Genomic DNA, 17,559 nt, shown 5'->3' on the forward strand with positions numbered 1-17,559 from the left:
CGCTATGCCCTAGTTAAAATTCACTGTTGGCGCATTTTCAGCACCTGCTGAGGATTTAAAGTAAGGTTTTTCTTTAAAACCAAAAATCAACGCAGCAAATTTTGCTGGAAATTGACGTACTTTTTGGTTATACAACCGAGCTGCATCATTAAACTTGTTACGGGCAACATTAATGCGATTTTCCGTTCCTTCAAGCTGTGCTTGTAAATTCATAAAGCCTTCATGTGCCTTTAATTGCGGATATTGTTCAACAGTAACAAGTAATCGGGATAATGCAGATCCCACTTGATTTTGCTCCTGTTGAAATTGAGCAAGTTGTTCTTCCGTCATATTTGAAGGATCAATTTTTGTTTGTGTCGCTTTTGCTCTTGCTTCAATCACATTCGTTAAGGTTTGCTGTTCAAAGTTTGCTTGACCTTTCACAGTATTCACTAAATTAGGAATGAGATCCGCACGGCGTTGATAAGAGGATTCAACATTCGCCCATACAGAATCAATTTCTTCTTCCGCTTTAACTAATCCGTTATAACTTGACATTAAAGTAAATCCTGCCACAACAGCAATAAGGATAATAACAAGCCATTTTTTCATGATAGTGTTCCTATTAATAAAATTTTAAAAAATTCTTCTTGTTAAAAGAAAAGACCTAAACCGAAGTTTAGGTCTTTTTCTATTTAATCCATCAATGGATAACTAAATAAAATTATTTAGAACCATTAACTGCGATTTCAACACGACGGTCTGGTGCTAAGCAAGCGATAAGTGCTTTACGACCTTTAACCGCGTCACAAGTTGCACCAGTAACTGGGTTAGCTTCACCGTAACCAGTTGCAGTGATGTCTTGTGCCACAACACCTTTAGCAACTAAGTAGTTAGCTACAGAGTCTGCACGACGTTGTGATAATTTTAAGTTTGCAGCGTCTTTACCGATACGGTCAGTATAACCAGCAACCGCTACTTTAGCATTGCTTACTTGTGCGATTTCACCGTAGATACCGTCTAAAGTTGCTTGTGCTTGTGGTTTTAAGTTTGCTTTACCGAAAGCGAAAGTAACATCAGAATTTAAGTTGAAAGTTTTGCTTACAACTTCAGGCGCAACAACCGGAGCACCTTGACCAAAACGGTAAGATAAACCAGCAGTCACAGAACCAATCCACGGAGTATAGTCAGTACCTTCTGAAATTTTGTTATCTTTACCAACAGAAGTTAACCATTGATATTCAACACGTAATGCTAATTCTGGTAATGAAGGTAATGCATATTCAACACCTGCTGCGAATACCGGAGATACTTTTAAGCTGTGAGCACGAGTACCCCAAGCTGTATCTTTTAGATCAACACCTTTAGCATTTTTGTAGTCAGAACGTACTAATGCAGCACCAGCACGACCATATAGATCTACACCGTCTAAAGCTGATACTAAGCCACCTAAACCATAGCTACCTTTTAAGCTTAAGTGTGCACCGTGATTAGTGTGTTTTGAAACAACTTTTTCGCCTTTAGAGAATTTAGCACGACCAAAATCATCGTAACCTAATTCTACCGCTAAACCTAAGTTGTCACGATTTAAAATTTGGTAACCACCGAAAACACCGTAAGTTACAGAGTTACGGTTAACACCGAAACCATCTTCATGACCAACATATTTTGAGTCGAATTGTTTTAAACCATCATGGAAAGATGCCCAACCTGCTTTAGCACCAACATAGAAAGTATTTTCTTGTGGAGCTGCCTGAGCTACTGAAGTCGCTGCTAAACCAGCTACTACTAATGCGATTGCAGTTTTTTTCATTTTGATGTCCTCTATCTAGTCATCGATTGATAAAAATAATAAAAGTTTCCTTGTCTATTGTGAACTTTATAAACTAAGTAACACTCTAAACATTGCTTAACTAGGGTTTTGAATTTGCCCTATATCCTACCCTTTTGACAAATTCAATTCCTTTGTATCGCCAAAGGAACGTTCAAAAGTAGGATTATTATCCTATAAAAAACTCAAAGATCAAACTTTTTTTGCCTTTTTCGTCTATTTTTTAAACAATCAATGCAAAAAATGAATGTTTGTTCACTAATTATTTACTCTATTTTGCATTGTTTTTCTGTTTTCAAACTAAATCCCCCTGTAAAAATCGACATTCTTTTTTACATCATATATTATCAACCCCATCCTTTTTCCTATTTTCTAAATAATACATATGCTACCTCGTCTCTCTAATGCGCCACAACTTGATGAAAGCATCCGGCACTACCTTACTGAGCTAAAAGGACAACACTTTGAAGGCGACATCGCCACAAATTATGCCGACCAATTAAGCCTCGCCACTGACAATAGTGTGTATCAACAGCTGCCACAAGCCATTTTGTTCCCGAAAACCGTGGCAGATATTGTGCGTCTCACTAAACTGGCGAATCAGCCCGCATATCAAGCCCTTACCTTCACGCCTCGTGGTGGCGGCACAGGAACAAACGGTCAATCTCTTAATCACAATATTATTGTTGATATGTCTCGCCATATGACGGCAATTTTAGAACTAAACGTAGAAGAACGCTGGGTTCGTGTGCAAGCAGGCGTCGTGAAAGATCAACTCAATCAATTTTTAAAACCTTACGGTTTATTCTTTGCGCCGGAGCTTTCCACCAGTAATCGTGCCACCGTGGGTGGTATGATTAACACCGATGCCTCAGGACAAGGCTCACTGCAATACGGTAAAACCTCAAATCATGTCCTCGCATTACGCAGCGTCCTAATAAACGGTGAAATATTGGATACAAGTGCGGTCAAATCTCAGGCTATTTTCGACGATATTGATTCCCTTGGCTTGAATGAAACCAGCAAAGCGCTCCATCAAACCATCGCACAACATTGCAAAGAAAAACGTGAAAGTATCATTAACGATTTACCACAACTTAATCGTTTTTTAACCGGTTATGATTTAAAAAATGTCTTCAACGAAGATGAAAGTAAATTTAATCTCACTCGTTTGCTTACCGGCTCTGAAGGATCTCTTGCCTTCATTTGCGAAGCCAAATTGAATCTCTTGCCTATTCCGCAATACCGTACCCTCATTAATATAAAATATAACTCTTTCGATGCGGCACTACGCAATGCGCCTTTTATGGTGAAAGCGAATGCCCTTTCGGTAGAAACCATAGATTCCAAAGTCTTAGACCTTGCAAAACAAGATATTATCTGGCACTCGGTCAGCGAACTTTTAACTGAAGAAGAAAGCAGCCCTATTTTTGGTTTAAATATTGTGGAATATGCCGGTAATAATCAGGAAAAAATTCACCGTCAAGTGACCGCACTTTGTCAAGCATTAGATGAAAAAATCGCCCAACAACAGGAGCATATTATTGGTTATCAAATTTGCGATGACCTCCCTTCTATTGAACGCATTTATGCGATGCGCAAAAAAGCCGTGGGTTTACTTGGCAATGCTAAAGGGGCGGCGAAACCTATTCCTTTTGTAGAAGATACCTGTGTTCCACCGGAACATCTCGCCGATTACATCAGCGAATTTCGAGCTTTACTAGATCGTCACCATTTACAATACGGCATGTTCGGACATGTCGATGCCGGCGTATTACATGTGCGTCCGGCTTTGGATTTATGTGATAAAGAACAAATCAAACTTTTCAAACAAATTTCTGACGAGGTGGCTGAACTCACTGTCAAATACGGCGGCTTACTATGGGGGGAACACGGTAAAGGCGTGCGCTCCCATTACGGCGAAAAATTCTTCACACCGGAACTTTGGAACGAACTCCGCTATATCAAATTTTTATTTGATCCGCATAATCGCCTAAACCCCGGAAAAATCTGCACACCTTTAGGTTCTGAAGATGAACTCTACTCCATTTTGTCCCCAATGCGGGCTGACTACGATCGTCAAATTCCGGTTCAAATACGGGATGAATTTAAAGGTGCAATGAATTGCAACGGCAATGGACTATGTTTTAATTTCGATGAACACAGCATTATGTGTCCCTCAATGAAAGTGAGTAAAAACCGTGTGTTTTCCCCGAAAGGGCGTGCCGCGATGGTGCGGGAATGGTTGCGTTTATTAGCCAATGAAAACATCTCCCCGGAACAACTTGATTTTCAAAAAAATGATGTGAAATTGACCGCACTTGTCGCCAAAATCCGCCATAGCGTGCAAAAATGGCGTGGGGAATATGACTTTTCTCATGAAGTCAAAGCGGCAATGGATAGCTGCCTTGCCTGCAAAGCCTGTGCCAGCCAATGTCCGATAAAAATTGATGTGCCGAGTTTCCGTGCAAAATTTTTCCATTTTTACCACAGTCGTTATTTACGTCCGGTAAAAGATCATATCGTAGCAAATTTGGAACTTGCCGCCCCCTATATGGCGAAACACGCCAAATTTTTCAATTACTTTACCCAATTAAAAAGCACCCAAAGGCTAGTGGAAAAAACCACAGGAATGACAGATTTACCGCTACTTTCCACACCGAATTTACACCAACAGCTTGTAGAAATCGGCTATCAAGGCAAACCGTTAGAAGCCTTAGAACAGCTAAGTGCGGTGGAAAAAGAGAAAGTTTTGCTGATCGTGCAAGATCCTTACACCTCTTATTACGATGCGAAAGTGGTGCGGGATTTTGTCGCATTAACACAAAAACTGGGCTTTAACCCGATTCTGCTTCCCTTCAAACCAAACGGCAAAGCTATGCATGTTAAAGGGTTCTTGAAACGTTTTGCGAAAACGGCAAAAAACCAAGCGGAATTTCTTAATCGTGTTGCCAAATTAGGTGTGCCGTTAGTGGGCGTAGATCCTGCTATTGTGCTTTCTTATCGTGACGAGTATAAAGAGGCGCTGCAGGCACAGCGGGGGGATTTCCATGTATTGACCGCTCATGAGTGGCTAAAAAATCAGCTTGATTCAGGCGTATTAGAAAACTTGCCGAAAACCAACCGCACTTTTGATTGGCATTTATTTCCACATTGTACGGAATCCACATTTATGCCGAATAGTCCAAAAGAATGGCAGCAAATTTTTGAAAAGTTCGGGCAACAATTAACGGTAGAAAAAGTGGGCTGTTGCGGCATGGCTGGGGTATTTGGTCACGAAATGCAAAACCAAACCATGAGCCGTGAAATTTACGATATTTCATGGAGTAAAAAACTTCACGGAAAAGATCCGCACTTTTGTTTAGCAACCGGCTATTCTTGCCGTAGCCAAGTAAAACGTTATGAACAAGCGGTGCTAAAACATCCCGTCCAAGCGTTGCTGGAAGTGATGAAATAGCATTCTTCTATTTTACGGATTAAGGATAAAAATGATTTGGAAAAAGCCCTTTACCCTCCCACAACTTAATGAAATGGGGAAAAACTGTGCCGTTGGTCACCTTGGCATTGAAATTTCTGCTTTCGGCAAAGATTGGCTGGAAGCCACAATGCCGGTGGATAATCGCACTACGCAGCCTTTCGGCTTATTACACGGTGGGGTTTCTGTAGCATTGGCGGAAACAGTGGGTTCTCTCGCCGGTTTTCTCTGCGTTAAGGAAGGAAAAGCCGTAGTAGGCTTAGACATTAATGCCAATCATCTTCGCCCGGTAAGAGAAGGCAAAGTCACAGCAAAGGCTATGCCTATCAATTTAAGTCGAAATACCCATGTTTGGCAAATTGACATCCGAAATGAACAAGATAAACTTTGCTGCGTTTCAAGATTAACGCTTTCTATTATAGATTTATGACAATAACAAAAAAAATTGGTGTGATTTTAGCCAATTTAGGTACCCCTGATGAACCAACAACCCCAACGGCAGTTTCCCGTTATTTATGGTCTTTTTTGACAGATCCTCGTGTCGTTGACTTACCCCGTTGGAAGTGGTGGCCTTTACTTAAATTCCTCATTCTTCCCCCTCGTTCTAAACGAGTTGCCAAAAATTATCAGGCTATTTGGACAGAACAAGGATCACCACTACTTGCCATCACCACACAGCAGCAAGAAGCTTTGCAAGCCTATTTATCGGCAAAAAATATCAATGCACAGGTCGAAATTGCCATGACATACGGCAATCCTTCTATGCAAAGTGCGGTAGAAACATTGTTGGAAAATCAGGTAGAAAAAATTATTGTATTACCGCTTTATCCGCAATATTCCAGCACTACTACCGGTGCCTTATTTGATGTTTTTGCCAACGCACTCAAACACACGCGCAATATACCGCCTTTTGAATTTATCCATTCCTATCATTTGGATAAACACTACATTGATGCCTTAGTGCAGTCCATCAAAGTGCGGTTAAAACCCGATGAGTTTTTACTGTTTTCCTATCACGGTATTCCTCTACGCTATGAAAACATGGGAGATTATTACCGCCGGCATTGCAAAGAAACCACTCTTGCCATTGTCGATAAACTTGGTTTAACAGAAAATCAATGGGGAATGACTTTTCAATCCCGCTTTGGACGTGAAGAATGGTTGCAACCTTACACCGATGAATTTTTAATTTCTGCAAGCGCACAAGGTATCCATAAAATTGCCGTAGTTTGCCCCGGTTTTTCGGTAGATTGTTTGGAAACCATTGAAGAAATTGATGAAGAAAATCGAGAGAACTTTCTCAATAACGGCGGTCAATCTTATCAATATATTCCCGCACTAAATGCCGAACCGACTCATATTGAAATGATGGGTAATTTAATTTTACAAAAACTGGCATAAAAAAGCGTGGATTTACTCGGTATTATGTAAATGTACAAAAAATAGAAGTTTCAACAAAATGTAGGGACACACTGCGTGTGTCCGTTGTGAAATCAATAGGTTAAAATTCGAACACACGCAGTGTGTCCCTATAAACGAAAGAAAAACCGACTTTGTGCAATGACGACATAATACTGGATTTTTCTCCCACGCTTTTTTACTAACGAACCTCAACAAAAATGCCTTCTTCTTTATCTCTCGCTTTCAGCACGCCGATTTCATAAACATCAACACCCGCTGCTTGCGCGATCGCCAATATATCTTGCTCGCTCTTAGGCTCAACAGCCACCAATAAACCGCCGGAAGTTTGCGGATCACATAAAACCGCTTTTTGATAATCCGTCAATGTCCCCACTTTATGCCCATAACTCTCATAATTACGCGTCGTGCCTCCCGGTACGCAACCTTCAGAAATATAGTCCGATACGCCCTCAAGAGTCGGAATTTTATCGAAAAACAACTCAGCATTGAGGTTTGAGCCTTCACAGATTTCAAGTAAATGCCCAAGTAAACCAAAGCCCGTTACGTCAGTCATAGCGGTTACCCCATCCACTTCGGAAAATTGGCTGCCAATAATATTCATTTGGCACATTGCAGCCGTCGCTAATCCTTGGTGTTCGGGTTTTAATTTGCCTTTTTTCTCTGCGGTGGTGAGTACCCCAATGCCCAAAGGTTTGGTTAAATAGAGTTTACTGTCCGCCTCAGCTAAGGCATTTCGTTTCACTTTTTCAGTATTTATCACCCCAGTGACCGCCAAACCAAAAATGGGTTCGGGTGCGTCAATGGAATGTCCGCCGGCGAGAGAAATCCCCGCTTGATGACAGGCGAATCGCCCGCCATCGACAATTTTTTGCGCTACTTCTGCCGGTAATTTATTGATCGGAAAACCCAAAATTGCAATTGCCATAATTGGCTTTCCCCCCATCGCAAAAATATCGCTAATCGCATTAGTTGCCGCAATACGTCCAAAATCAAAAGGATCATCCACAATCGGCATGAAAAAGTCTGTGGTACTGATAATTGCAGTTCCATTTCCCAAATCGTACACCGCCGCATCATCTGCGGTATCATTACCCACCAACAAATGAGGATCAACAAAATTTTCGAGTTGCGTTTGTAAAATTGTCCCTAACACCTTAGGCGAAATTTTACAGCCTCAACCTGCACCGTGACTGTATTGTGTTAAACGAATGTCATCCACCATACGCTATCCCTTGTCATAAATTTGAGCCAAATTATACCTTTTTTCAATGAAAAGTGCGGTCAAAAAATCCAATGTTTTTGTTATACTGCGCGCTACGCATGATTTAATTTTAATTTCAATGAAACACAAACGCCCCACCTTACAGGATATTGCCAATCACCTTGGTATCACAAAAATGACGGTAAGCCGTTATTTGCGCAATCCCGATTCTGTCGCCCAAGAAACTCAAATTCGTATTGCTCATGCTCTTGAGCAATTTGGCTATATTCCTAACCGCGCACCGGAAATTCTTTCCAATGCCAAAAGTAACGCCATTGGCGTGTTGCTTCCTTCCTTGACTAATCATGTTTTTGCCGATGTATTAAAAGGCATTGAGCTTATTCTGGATCAAGCCGGTTACCAAACAATGTTGGCGCATTACGGTTATAGTGTGAAAAAAGAAGAAGAACGCATTGAAAGTTTGCTTTCATACAATGTGGACGGATTGATTTTGTCGGAAAATTACCATTCTTTGCGAACCCTCAAAATGATTGAAGTAGCAAATATTCCGGTGATTGAAATTATGGACAGCACACAGCCCGGTATTCAGCAAGTGATTGGATTTGATAATGTTGCTGCGGCACAAGCCATGGTGGAAACCATGATTAAACGCGGGCATAACCATGTCGTCTATTTCACCGCCCGAATGGATAAACGTACCCAGCTAAAAATGCAAGGCTATGAACAAGCGATGAAAAAATATGGGCTTGAACCCTATAGTTTAATCACCGAAGAACCTTCATCTTTCACCCTAGGCGGAAAACAGATTCGTCAAATTCTCGAAAAACGCCCGGAAACCAATGGTATCTTTTGTACAAATGACGATTTAGCCATTGGCGCATTATTTGAATGCCAACGCTTAGGTATTAATATTCCTACGCAAATTGCCATTGCCGGATTTCACGGACATGATGTGGGCTTTTCCGTTAGCCCCCAACTGGCAACAGTCATCACGCCCCGTTTGGAAATTGGTAAAACGGCAGCCCAAGAACTCTTAGCCCGATTGAATAATGAACCTCTCACCGAAAAAATGATCGATCTTGGATTTCATATTCATCTTGGCGAGAGTATGTAAAAGTGCGGTCAATTTTAACCGCACTTTCATCGTCAAAATAACGGTTTCAGTGCGTTAATACAACGTTGTACGACGTCCTCAAAGCTACCGTCAATATCAATGTGAATCACATCCGGCTCATCTTCTCCCGGAACTTCAAGGGTATCAAATTGGCTTTTTAACATCTCCGTTTTCATATAATGCCCTTTGCGTTGCTTCATACGCTCAAGCACTAAATCAAATGATCCTTCCAGAAATAAAAATTTGACTCCCTCGTTACCTTCACGAATCAAATCCCGATACGTTTTCTTCAATGCCGAACAAACAATAATACCGACCTCACTTTTGTGTTCAAGGCTAAATGCAGCATCGCGCACACGCTCAAGCCAAGGGGCACGATCATTATCATCAAGTGGATACCCGTTCCCCATTTTAATAATATTCGCTCGTGGATGAAGATCATCACCGTCAATCAATTTAATCCCTAAACGCTGTGCAATTTCCGTTCCAACAGAAGTTTTACCGGTACTTGAAACGCCCATAAGGATGAAACTTTTTCCTTTACTCATAACATACCTCACAAATATTTTTCTTAATCATATAAGAATTTTGATGAATTGTTACTCGTAACATTTTATTTTGTGATGAAGATCACAAAATAAATTAACTAAAAAAGACCTAATCTCTTAGTTAAGAAAAAATAATGTGAATCAGATCACAAATTTAGAAACTCATTATTTACCAAGATAGTAAGAAAAGTTATGTTACGCGTAACAATTCACTTGGAGAAATACCTATGCTTATTGTGATTATGATTGCCGCAATTTTATTGCTGCTTTTGCTTATTATAAAATTCAAAGTCCACGCATTTGTGGCATTGATTATTGTCAGTTTGCTCACGGCACTGGCTGCCGGCATTCCGGTGGAAAAAATTCTCCCTACCTTGCTTGGCGGGTTTGGTAACACGCTGGCATCCGTTGCGCTACTTGTCGGATTAGGCGCAATGATTGGACGTTTATTGGAAATCACCGGTGGTGCGAAAGTACTTGCGGATACCTTGATTAATAAATTTGGCGAGAAAAAAGCCCCCTTTGCGTTAGGTGTTGCTTCATTATTATTCGGTTTCCCTATTTTCTTTGACGCCGGTTTAGTCGTAATGCTCCCCATCGTGTTTAGTGTGGCAAAACGTTTCGGCGGTTCAGTATTACGCTATGCCTTTCCTACTGCCGGTGCATTTGCCGTAATGCACGCTTTCCTTCCGCCTCATCCCGGCCCTGTTGCGTCCGGCGATTTGCTGGGGGTAAATATTGGTTTATTAATGATCGTCGGTTTAATTTGTGCTATCCCGACTTGGTATATCGGTACTTATTTATTCAGTATGTTTATTAGTAAAAAAGTGCATGTTGATTTGCCAAAAGCATTTTTAAACGCCGTGGCAATTAGCGATACCTCAGTACAGAACCCGCCTAGTTTTGCCCGTGTGATGACCGTTTTATTACTGCCAATTATCCTTATTTTATTTGATACTGGGTTGAATACATTAAGTGTGGCAAAAGTGATTGATGGTTCGCAAACTTGGGTGGCATCGCTCCGTTTAATTGGTAAAACGCCTATTGCGTTATTAATCACATTGATCGTGGCAATTTTATTGCTTAAAGATCAACGTAGTTATGAACAAATCGAAAAAATCTGTGACAATGCCCTAGGTCCTATCTGCTCAATCGTGCTGGTTACCGGTGCGGGCGGAATGTTTGGCAGCGTGCTACGAGCCAGCGGTATCGGTGATGTATTATCCGCGATGCTATCGGATACTGGTATGCCAATCATTGTTGCCGCTTTCGTTATTGCAATGGTGATGCGTGTTGCACAAGGTTCGGCGACCGTTGCGCTTACCACGGCGGCAGCACTTATTTCCCCAAGCGTTGCAGCGGCAACCGATTTAAGTCAATTTGATCTTTGCTTTATCGTCATCGCTATTGCGTCGGGTGCAACCGTCTTATCCCACGTAAACGATTCCGGTTTCTGGCTTATGAGCCGTTTCTTGGAAATGGATACCAAAACCACATTAAAAACTTGGACATTACTTGAAACCTCAATTGGCGTGGTGGGCTTTATCATTGCCCTTATTGGCAGTATCATTCTCTAGTCTGAAAGTGCGGTCAATTTGCAAAACATTTCTAAAATTGACCGCACTTTGTTAAAATCAGCCATTATTTTTTCCGAACAAGGATGGACAATGGCTGATTTTCCTTTTATTGTTGAGATCAATGAACAAAATCTCACTGAAATTCTTCAACAATCTCTTGAAAAACCGCTTGTGGTAAACTTTTATGCGCCTAGCCATAAAGAATCTGCTGATTTTTTAGCATTGCTGGAACGTGTAGCTGAGCAATATCAAGGGCAATTTATACTCGGCAAAGTGAATTGTGAAACCGAACAAATGATTGCTGCGCAATTTCGTATTCAAGCCTTACCAACTACCTATTTATTCAAAGAAGCGCAAGCATTGGATGCTTTTCCCGGTGCATTGGATCAAGCCTCGCTCTTACAACGTTTAAGTGTGATTTTGCCAAAAGAGGAAGAACTCAAATTTCATCAAGCCTTAGATTTCTTACAAGTAGAAAATTACGATGCCGCATTGCCACTATTAAAAGAGGCGTGGGAACTTTCCGATAAGAAAAACAGCGATATCGCCCTACTCTATTCAGAAACCTATATTGCGATGAAAAAAACCGAGCCGGCACAAGAAATTTTAAATCAAATTCCGTTGCAAGATCGGGATAGCCGCTGGCAGGGTTTACAAGCACAGATTGAATTGTTAATTCAAGCGGCAGATACACCGGAAATTCAACAATTAACTGCGGATTATGCGAAAAATCCGACGCCGGACATCGCAGTTAAACTTGCCGTACAATTACATCAAGCGGGCAGAAATGAAGAAGCACTCAGCCTTCTTTTTGATCTTTTAAAAACAGATTTAAACACACAAAATGGTGAAGTAAAACAACAATTTTTATCTATTTTAAGTGCAATGGGTAATGCGGATCCGCTCACCAATAAATTCCGCCGATTACTTTACTCTCTGCTCTATTAAATACAGTATTATGTCGCTGTTACAAAAACTTGATTTTGGGTTTATTTGTAGGGACACACTGCGTGTGTCCGTTATAAAATCAAATTATTTCAATATGTTAAGAAAGGATACTTTATGTCAGATACCAAACATGCCAAACTGTTAATTTTAGGTTCCGGTCCTGCCGGTTATACTGCGGCAATTTATGCTGCTCGTGCCAATTTAAACCCTGTGTTAGTCACCGGTTTACAACAAGGCGGTCAGCTGACCACTACCGATGAAATTGAAAACTGGCCGGGGGATTTTGGTGAAACCACAGGCTCCGCTTTAATGCAACGTATGTTGCAACACGCAGAAAAATTCGATACGGAAATTGTGTTCGATCATATCAATCGTGTGGATTTATCTTCTCGCCCGTTCAAACTGTATGGTGATGTGCAAACATTCACCTGCGACGCCTTAATCATCGCAACCGGTGCATCCGCACGTTATATCGGTTTACCTTCGGAAGAAAATTATAAAGGCCGTGGTGTCTCTGCCTGTGCGACCTGTGACGGTTTCTTTTACCGTAACAAACCCGTTGCCGTCATTGGAGGCGGTAATACTGCGGTGGAAGAAGCGCTGTACTTAGCCAATATTGCAAGCTGTGTTCATTTAATCCACCGTCGTGATAGTTTCCGCGCAGAAAAAATCCTCATCGACCGTCTCTACAAAAAAGTGGAGGAAGGAAAAATTGTGCTTCATACCGACCGCACTTTAGACGAAGTATTAGGTGATAATATGGGGGTGACAGGTTTACGCCTGCAAAATACCAAAACCGGCGAGAAAGAAGAATTGAACCTTGACGGCTTATTTGTGGCAATCGGTCATTCACCAAATACCGAGATTTTCCAAGGACAGCTCGAACTCAATAACGGCTACATCGTAGTAAAATCCGGTCTTGAAGGCAACGCGACCGCCACTTCCGTGGAAGGGGTCTTTGCAGCAGGCGATGTCATGGATCACAATTATCGTCAAGCCATTACCTCTGCCGGTACAGGCTGTATGGCGGCACTGGATGCCGAACGTTATCTGGATGCGCAAGAGTAATTAAGACAGCTGGGTGTGTGAAACAAAGTTTCATGCACCTATTATCGCGCTCATGCGTGGATTTTTCAAAATCCATGCACCTTGTTCCTCTCTTATAATCAACAAAATCTATGGACAAACTTCGCCAAAAACACTTGCAAAAATGGCTTCGCGCACAACAAGCACCAATTCAGAAATTAATGCGCACTAATATTGCCCTTGCAACGCTTTCTGCACTCATTTTGGTGGCGCAAACTTATTTTCTTGCCATGCTACTTGATAAGCTCATTATGCAAAACGTGTCACGTAACGAATTAATTCCTTATTTTCTTGGACTGATTATTTGCTTTACCTTACGTGCCGTGATTTTATGGGCAAGGGAAAAAATCGGTTTTGAAGCCGGCCGCCAATTACGCAATCATATTCGCCAAAAAATTCTAGATAAAATTCACCTTGTCGGACCGGCAATCATCAATCAAAAACCGGCCGGAAGCTGGGCAAGTATTATGTTGGAACAGGTAGAAAATTTACATAATTTTTATGCCCGTTTCTTACCTCAACAAAGCCTTTCCGTCATTGTCCCGATAGTCATTTTGATCGCAGTCTTTCCGCTTAATTGGGCAGCAGCGTTAATTCTAATGGTTACGGCTCCCTTAATACCGCTCTTTATGATTCTTGTGGGAATTGCTGCGGCAGACAGTAGCCAAAAGAATATGGATACCCTCGCCCGGTTAAGCGCACAATTTTTGGATCGCTTGCGTGGGCTTGAAACTTTACGGCTTTTTAACCGCTCTTTTGAACAAACCCAACACATTGAAAAAACAACGGAACATTTCCGTGAAACCACAATGGACGTGCTAAAACTCGCCTTTTTATCCTCAGCCGTGTTGGAGTTTTTTACCTCTATTTCTATTGCATTAATGGCAGTCTATTTTGGTTTCAGTTATTTAGGACAAATAGAATTTGGCACTTACAGCACTCCGCTTACCCTTTTTATTGGTTTCTTTTGTTTAATTCTTGCACCGGAATTTTATCAACCGCTACGCGATCTAGGTGCTTATTATCACGATCGTGCCGCCGGTATCGGGGCGGCTGATGCGATTGTCGATTTCTTGGAAACCGATTACCTCACCACTCAACAAAATGAGCGTACAATTTCCCTTGAAAGTGCGGTTGAAATTCGGGCTGAAAATTTAGTCGTCCTTTCTCCCCAAGGCGTGCCACTTACCCAACCGCTCAATTTTCATATTCCGAGCAATCACAATGTAGCGTTAGTCGGGCAAAGCGGCGCAGGAAAAACCTCCCTCATCAATGCGATTTTAGGTTTTCTACCCTATCAAGGATCGCTCAAAATTAACGGTCAAGAATTGAGCGAAAGTAATTTGGCTGAGTGGCGAAAGCATATCGCATGGGTGGGGCAAAATCCGTTACTCCTGCAAGGAACGATCAAAGAAAATTTGTTACTTGGCAATATTCAAGCAAATGATGAAGAAATTGACCGCGCTTTAACGCGATCTCAAGCGAAAGAATTTACCGATAAACTTGGCTTAAACTACGAAATCAAAGACGGCGGTATGGGTATTTCCGTAGGACAGGCGCAACGTCTTGCCATTGCCCGTGCGTTGTTACGTAAAGGGAATTTGCTACTGCTTGATGAACCCACCGCAAGCCTTGATGCCCAATCGGAAAATCTTGTTCTTCAAGCACTAAATGAAATGAGTTGTTATCAAACCACATTGATGATCACGCATCGCATTGAAGATCTAAAACAATGCGATCATATTTTTGTAATGCGTCAAGGTGAAATTATACAATGTGGCGAATTTGCCCAATTACAACGGGAAGAAGGCTTCTTTGCGGAACTTCTCACTCAACGACAACAGGATATTCAATAATGCGTGCATTACTGCCTTTTATACGTTTATTTGGTTTTGCCAAATTGCCATTGATTTTAGGCTTAGTGCTGATGATTTTGGGTTTGGGATCCAGTATGGGATTACTCACTCTATCAGGGTGGTTCTTAGCTGCGACCGCCATTGCCGGACTTGGTACACTATTTAACTTTTTTTATCCCTCTGCCAGCGTACGAGGATTGGCGATTGGGCGCACGGTGATGCGTTATTTTGAAAAAATTGTCACCCATGATGCCACTTTCCGCATTTTGTCAAAATTGCGTGTTCAAGTATTCAAGAAAATTATCCCTTTAAGCCCGGCAGTGTTAAATCGCTATCGCAACAGCGATTTATTAAATCGTTTGGTCTCCGATGTGGATACACTGGATAGCCTATATTTACGCTTACTTGCCCCATTTTTTACGGCGCTATTTGTAATTGTAGCGATGAGCATTGGATTAAGTTTTATCCATGCCCCACTTGCGCTTGGTTTAGGGGCATTTTTATTGATTTTATTAATCACCATTCCAACCCTTTTTTATCGTTTGGGACAAAAATTCGGTGCACGTTTAGTACAAGCCCGTGCCACTTACCGTACGCAATTTTTAGAATTTATCCAAGCACAAGCGGAGCTACTCTTGTTTAACGCAGAAGATAAATTAAAAGAAAAAATGGCGACAACAGAAAAAATATGGCAAGCGGATCAAGCACAAGAAGCCAAATTAAGCGGATTTTCCACCGCACTTGTCCTCTTCCTAAATGGTCTGCTCATTTGCGCAATGTTGTGGTTTAGTAGCCAAGCGGATTTTGGTACAGGTGAATATCGCGCTGCCTTTATTGCCCTTTTCACCTTTGCGGCTTTGGCTGCTTTTGAAATTATTATGCCATTGGGTACGGCATTTTTGCATATCGGTCAAGTCATCGCCGCAGCAGAACGGGTAACCGATATTATTGAGCAACAACCCTTAGTTGAATTTCAGGGCAACGCCGAATTTGAACCTCAAGTACAGTTAATTTCGGCTAAGAATTTGAGTTTCACCTATCCGGAGAGAGAAAATCTTGCCCTGGATAATCTCACGCTTGATTTGGAACAAGGGCAAAAAATTGCAATCCTGGGTAAAACGGGCAGCGGTAAATCAACATTACTTCAATTATTAGTACGCAACTATGATGCCAATCAGGGGGAGCTTTTACTTGCCGGTAAACCTATTCCCCTTTATTCCGAACAAACGCTACGTGAGCAATTTTGCTTTTTAACTCAGCGGGTACACGTGTTTAGCGATAGTCTGCGTCAAAATTTACAGTTTGCCGCCCACGAAAAAATTTCCGATGAAAAGATGATCGAGATACTCAATCAAGTGGGATTGGGCAAATTATTAGATCAAGCACAGGGTTTAAATATATGGCTTGGTGATGGCGGTCGCCCTCTCTCCGGTGGCGAACAGCGCCGCTTGGGAATCGCTCGTATTTTATTAAATAATGCGCCGATTTTATTGTTAGACGAACCCACAGAGGGACTTGATCGCGATACGGAACGCCAAATTTTACATTTAATTTTACAGCATGCAAAGAACAAAACTCTGATTATGGTTACCCACCGTTTAACGGCAATTGAACAATTCGACACAATTTGCCTAATAGATGAAGGGAAACTTATTGAAAAAGGCGATTATGAAAGTCTAATCCAAAAAGAAAACGGATTTTTCAAGCGGTTAGTAGAACGGATATGAGAAAAAAAGAAGTTGGGCGGAAACCTTCCCAGCTTCTTCTCGGCACACAGCACTTCCGACTTTGGCTGCTTTCTTCCGAACCTGACCAGGTAAACCGGACACCGTTGCGAGAGACCGAGAAGGTTTCCATTGATATCGCAATGCGATTGCGCGCTATTATGCAAAAATTGATGAGTAATTGCAAAGGTTAATTCCCCCAAATTGCAAGAATACGGTGAATTTGACGAGAATTTAGACCGCACTTTCAGGAATTTAATGAAATGAACTATCTTCAATACTACCCAACGGATGTCATTAACGGTGAAGGCACACGCTGCACACTTTTTGTCAGCGGTTGTACCCATGGATGCAAGGGTTGCTACAACCAAAAAAGCTGGTCGTTCAGTGCCGGCATACTATTTGACGAAGCAATGGAACAGCAGATTATCAATGATTTAAAAGATACCCGTATCAAACGTCAAGGTTTAACTTTGTCCGGTGGCGACCCATTACATCCTCGCAACGTAGAAACGCTTTTGCCTTTCGTACAACGGGTAAAACGTGAATGTCCCGACAAAGATATTTGGGTATGGACAGGTTACAAATTAGATGAGTTGGATAAAAATCAGCGTGCCATGCTACCCTATATTGATGTCCTCATTGACGGAAAATTTGAACAAGAAAAAGCCGATCCAAGCCTAGTTTGGCGGGGATCGGCAAATCAGGTGATTCACCGTTTTAAAAACATTTAGGGCAGAAATAATTTTCTGCCCTAAATATTACGAAATTAAATAT

Annotated in this window: 14 protein-coding genes and 1 other RNA gene; 10 read left to right on the forward strand and 5 right to left on the reverse strand. The window is 41.6% G+C overall.

Going from position 1 to position 17,559, the window contains the following annotated elements; all coding sequences use genetic code 11:
- Positions 1-9: 9 nt before the first annotated feature.
- On the reverse strand, positions 10-591 hold the full coding sequence (locus BKK47_RS10275) for a LemA family protein (protein WP_077494745.1): 582 nt from the start codon (positions 589-591) through the stop codon (positions 10-12).
- A 112-nt stretch (positions 592-703) separates the two neighbouring features.
- A complete protein-coding gene (gene ompA / locus BKK47_RS10280) occupies positions 704-1,792 on the reverse strand; it encodes a porin OmpA (RefSeq protein WP_077494746.1) in 1,089 nt (362 codons plus the stop codon).
- Between the two features lie 403 nt (positions 1,793-2,195).
- On the opposite strand from ompA, the gene ydiJ reads away from it, so the two are divergent.
- From ydiJ to hemH, 3 genes are read left to right on the forward strand one after another with little or no spacing between them, the layout of a single operon-like run.
- Positions 2,196-5,267 (forward strand): D-2-hydroxyglutarate dehydrogenase YdiJ, encoded by a 3,072-nt coding sequence (ydiJ, locus tag BKK47_RS10285; protein ID WP_077494747.1) that lies wholly within the window; start codon positions 2,196-2,198, stop codon positions 5,265-5,267.
- Positions 5,268-5,298: 31 nt separating this feature from the next.
- On the forward strand, positions 5,299-5,715 hold the full coding sequence (locus tag BKK47_RS10290) for a hotdog fold thioesterase (RefSeq protein ID WP_077494748.1): 417 nt from the start codon (positions 5,299-5,301) through the stop codon (positions 5,713-5,715).
- The gene (gene hemH, locus BKK47_RS10295; protein WP_077494749.1) at positions 5,712-6,686 is read left to right on the forward strand and encodes a ferrochelatase; all 975 of its coding nucleotides are present in this window, start codon (positions 5,712-5,714) and stop codon (positions 6,684-6,686) included. The genes BKK47_RS10290 and hemH overlap by 4 nt, the downstream gene beginning before the upstream one ends.
- A gap of 199 nt (positions 6,687-6,885) precedes the next feature.
- On the opposite strand, the gene selD is transcribed toward hemH, so the two are convergent.
- Positions 6,886-7,929, reverse strand: coding sequence for a selenide, water dikinase SelD (gene selD / locus BKK47_RS10300; protein ID WP_083720026.1), 1,044 nt, complete (start codon positions 7,927-7,929; stop codon positions 6,886-6,888).
- Between the two features lie 118 nt (positions 7,930-8,047).
- On the opposite strand from selD, the gene gntR reads away from it, so the two are divergent.
- Positions 8,048-9,043 carry a gluconate operon transcriptional repressor GntR gene (gntR, locus tag BKK47_RS10305; RefSeq protein WP_077494758.1) on the forward strand — a complete coding sequence of 332 codons (996 nt, stop codon included), beginning with the start codon at positions 8,048-8,050 and terminating at the stop codon, positions 9,041-9,043.
- Positions 9,044-9,075: 32 nt separating this feature from the next.
- Here gntR and BKK47_RS10310 read toward each other — a convergent pair whose 3' ends face one another.
- Positions 9,076-9,591 carry a gluconokinase gene (locus BKK47_RS10310; protein ID WP_077494751.1) on the reverse strand — a complete coding sequence of 172 codons (516 nt, stop codon included), beginning with the start codon at positions 9,589-9,591 and terminating at the stop codon, positions 9,076-9,078.
- 227 nt (positions 9,592-9,818) lie between these two features.
- Here BKK47_RS10310 and BKK47_RS10315 point away from each other — a divergent pair, with 227 nt between their 5' ends.
- From BKK47_RS10315 to cydC, 5 genes are all read left to right on the forward strand, one after another.
- Positions 9,819-11,168 carry a GntP family permease gene (locus BKK47_RS10315; protein ID WP_077494752.1) on the forward strand — a complete coding sequence of 450 codons (1,350 nt, stop codon included), beginning with the start codon at positions 9,819-9,821 and terminating at the stop codon, positions 11,166-11,168.
- 90 nt (positions 11,169-11,258) lie between these two features.
- A complete protein-coding gene (locus BKK47_RS10320) occupies positions 11,259-12,116 on the forward strand; it encodes a co-chaperone YbbN (RefSeq protein ID WP_077494753.1) in 858 nt (285 codons plus the stop codon).
- Between the two features lie 114 nt (positions 12,117-12,230).
- Positions 12,231-13,184 (forward strand): thioredoxin-disulfide reductase, encoded by a 954-nt coding sequence (gene trxB, locus BKK47_RS10325; RefSeq protein WP_077494754.1) that lies wholly within the window; start codon positions 12,231-12,233, stop codon positions 13,182-13,184.
- A 110-nt stretch (positions 13,185-13,294) separates the two neighbouring features.
- On the forward strand, positions 13,295-15,058 hold the full coding sequence (cydD, locus tag BKK47_RS10330; RefSeq protein ID WP_077494755.1) for a heme ABC transporter permease/ATP-binding protein CydD: 1,764 nt from the start codon (positions 13,295-13,297) through the stop codon (positions 15,056-15,058).
- A complete protein-coding gene (gene cydC, locus BKK47_RS10335) occupies positions 15,058-16,785 on the forward strand; it encodes a heme ABC transporter ATP-binding protein/permease CydC (protein WP_077494756.1) in 1,728 nt (575 codons plus the stop codon). Before cydD ends, cydC begins: the two co-directional genes overlap by 1 nt.
- Positions 16,786-16,807: 22 nt before the next feature.
- Here cydC and ffs read toward each other — a convergent pair.
- Positions 16,808-16,906, reverse strand: an RNA gene (ffs, locus tag BKK47_RS10340) — signal recognition particle sRNA small type.
- 139 nt (positions 16,907-17,045) lie between these two features.
- Between ffs and nrdG the strand changes: the two genes are divergently transcribed.
- Positions 17,046-17,516, forward strand: coding sequence for an anaerobic ribonucleoside-triphosphate reductase-activating protein (nrdG, locus tag BKK47_RS10345; protein ID WP_077494757.1), 471 nt, complete (start codon positions 17,046-17,048; stop codon positions 17,514-17,516).
- Positions 17,517-17,559: the final 43 nt, after the last annotated feature.

The sequence above is a fragment of the Rodentibacter mrazii genome (assembly GCF_001998825.1).
Classification (GTDB): domain Bacteria; phylum Pseudomonadota; class Gammaproteobacteria; order Enterobacterales; family Pasteurellaceae; genus Rodentibacter; species Rodentibacter mrazii.

Excerpts from the sequence above, each read along its gene's own strand:
- BKK47_RS10275 (WP_077494745.1), bottom strand. The coding sequence starts at position 591 with ATGAAAAAATGGCTTGTTATTATCCTTATTGCTGTTGTGGCAGGATTT.
- ompA (WP_077494746.1), bottom strand. The coding sequence starts at position 1,792 with ATGAAAAAAACTGCAATCGCATTAGTAGTAGCTGGTTTAGCAGCGACT.
- ydiJ (WP_077494747.1), top strand. The coding sequence starts at position 2,196 with ATGCTACCTCGTCTCTCTAATGCGCCACAACTTGATGAAAGCATCCGG.
- BKK47_RS10290 (WP_077494748.1), top strand. The coding sequence starts at position 5,299 with ATGATTTGGAAAAAGCCCTTTACCCTCCCACAACTTAATGAAATGGGG.
- hemH (WP_077494749.1), top strand. The coding sequence starts at position 5,712 with ATGACAATAACAAAAAAAATTGGTGTGATTTTAGCCAATTTAGGTACC.
- gntR (WP_077494758.1), top strand. The coding sequence starts at position 8,048 with ATGAAACACAAACGCCCCACCTTACAGGATATTGCCAATCACCTTGGT.
- BKK47_RS10310 (WP_077494751.1), bottom strand. The coding sequence starts at position 9,591 with ATGAGTAAAGGAAAAAGTTTCATCCTTATGGGCGTTTCAAGTACCGGT.
- BKK47_RS10315 (WP_077494752.1), top strand. The coding sequence starts at position 9,819 with ATGCTTATTGTGATTATGATTGCCGCAATTTTATTGCTGCTTTTGCTT.
- BKK47_RS10320 (WP_077494753.1), top strand. The coding sequence starts at position 11,259 with ATGGCTGATTTTCCTTTTATTGTTGAGATCAATGAACAAAATCTCACT.
- trxB (WP_077494754.1), top strand. The coding sequence starts at position 12,231 with ATGTCAGATACCAAACATGCCAAACTGTTAATTTTAGGTTCCGGTCCT.
- cydD (WP_077494755.1), top strand. The coding sequence starts at position 13,295 with ATGGACAAACTTCGCCAAAAACACTTGCAAAAATGGCTTCGCGCACAA.
- cydC (WP_077494756.1), top strand. The coding sequence starts at position 15,058 with ATGCGTGCATTACTGCCTTTTATACGTTTATTTGGTTTTGCCAAATTG.
- nrdG (WP_077494757.1), top strand. The coding sequence starts at position 17,046 with ATGAACTATCTTCAATACTACCCAACGGATGTCATTAACGGTGAAGGC.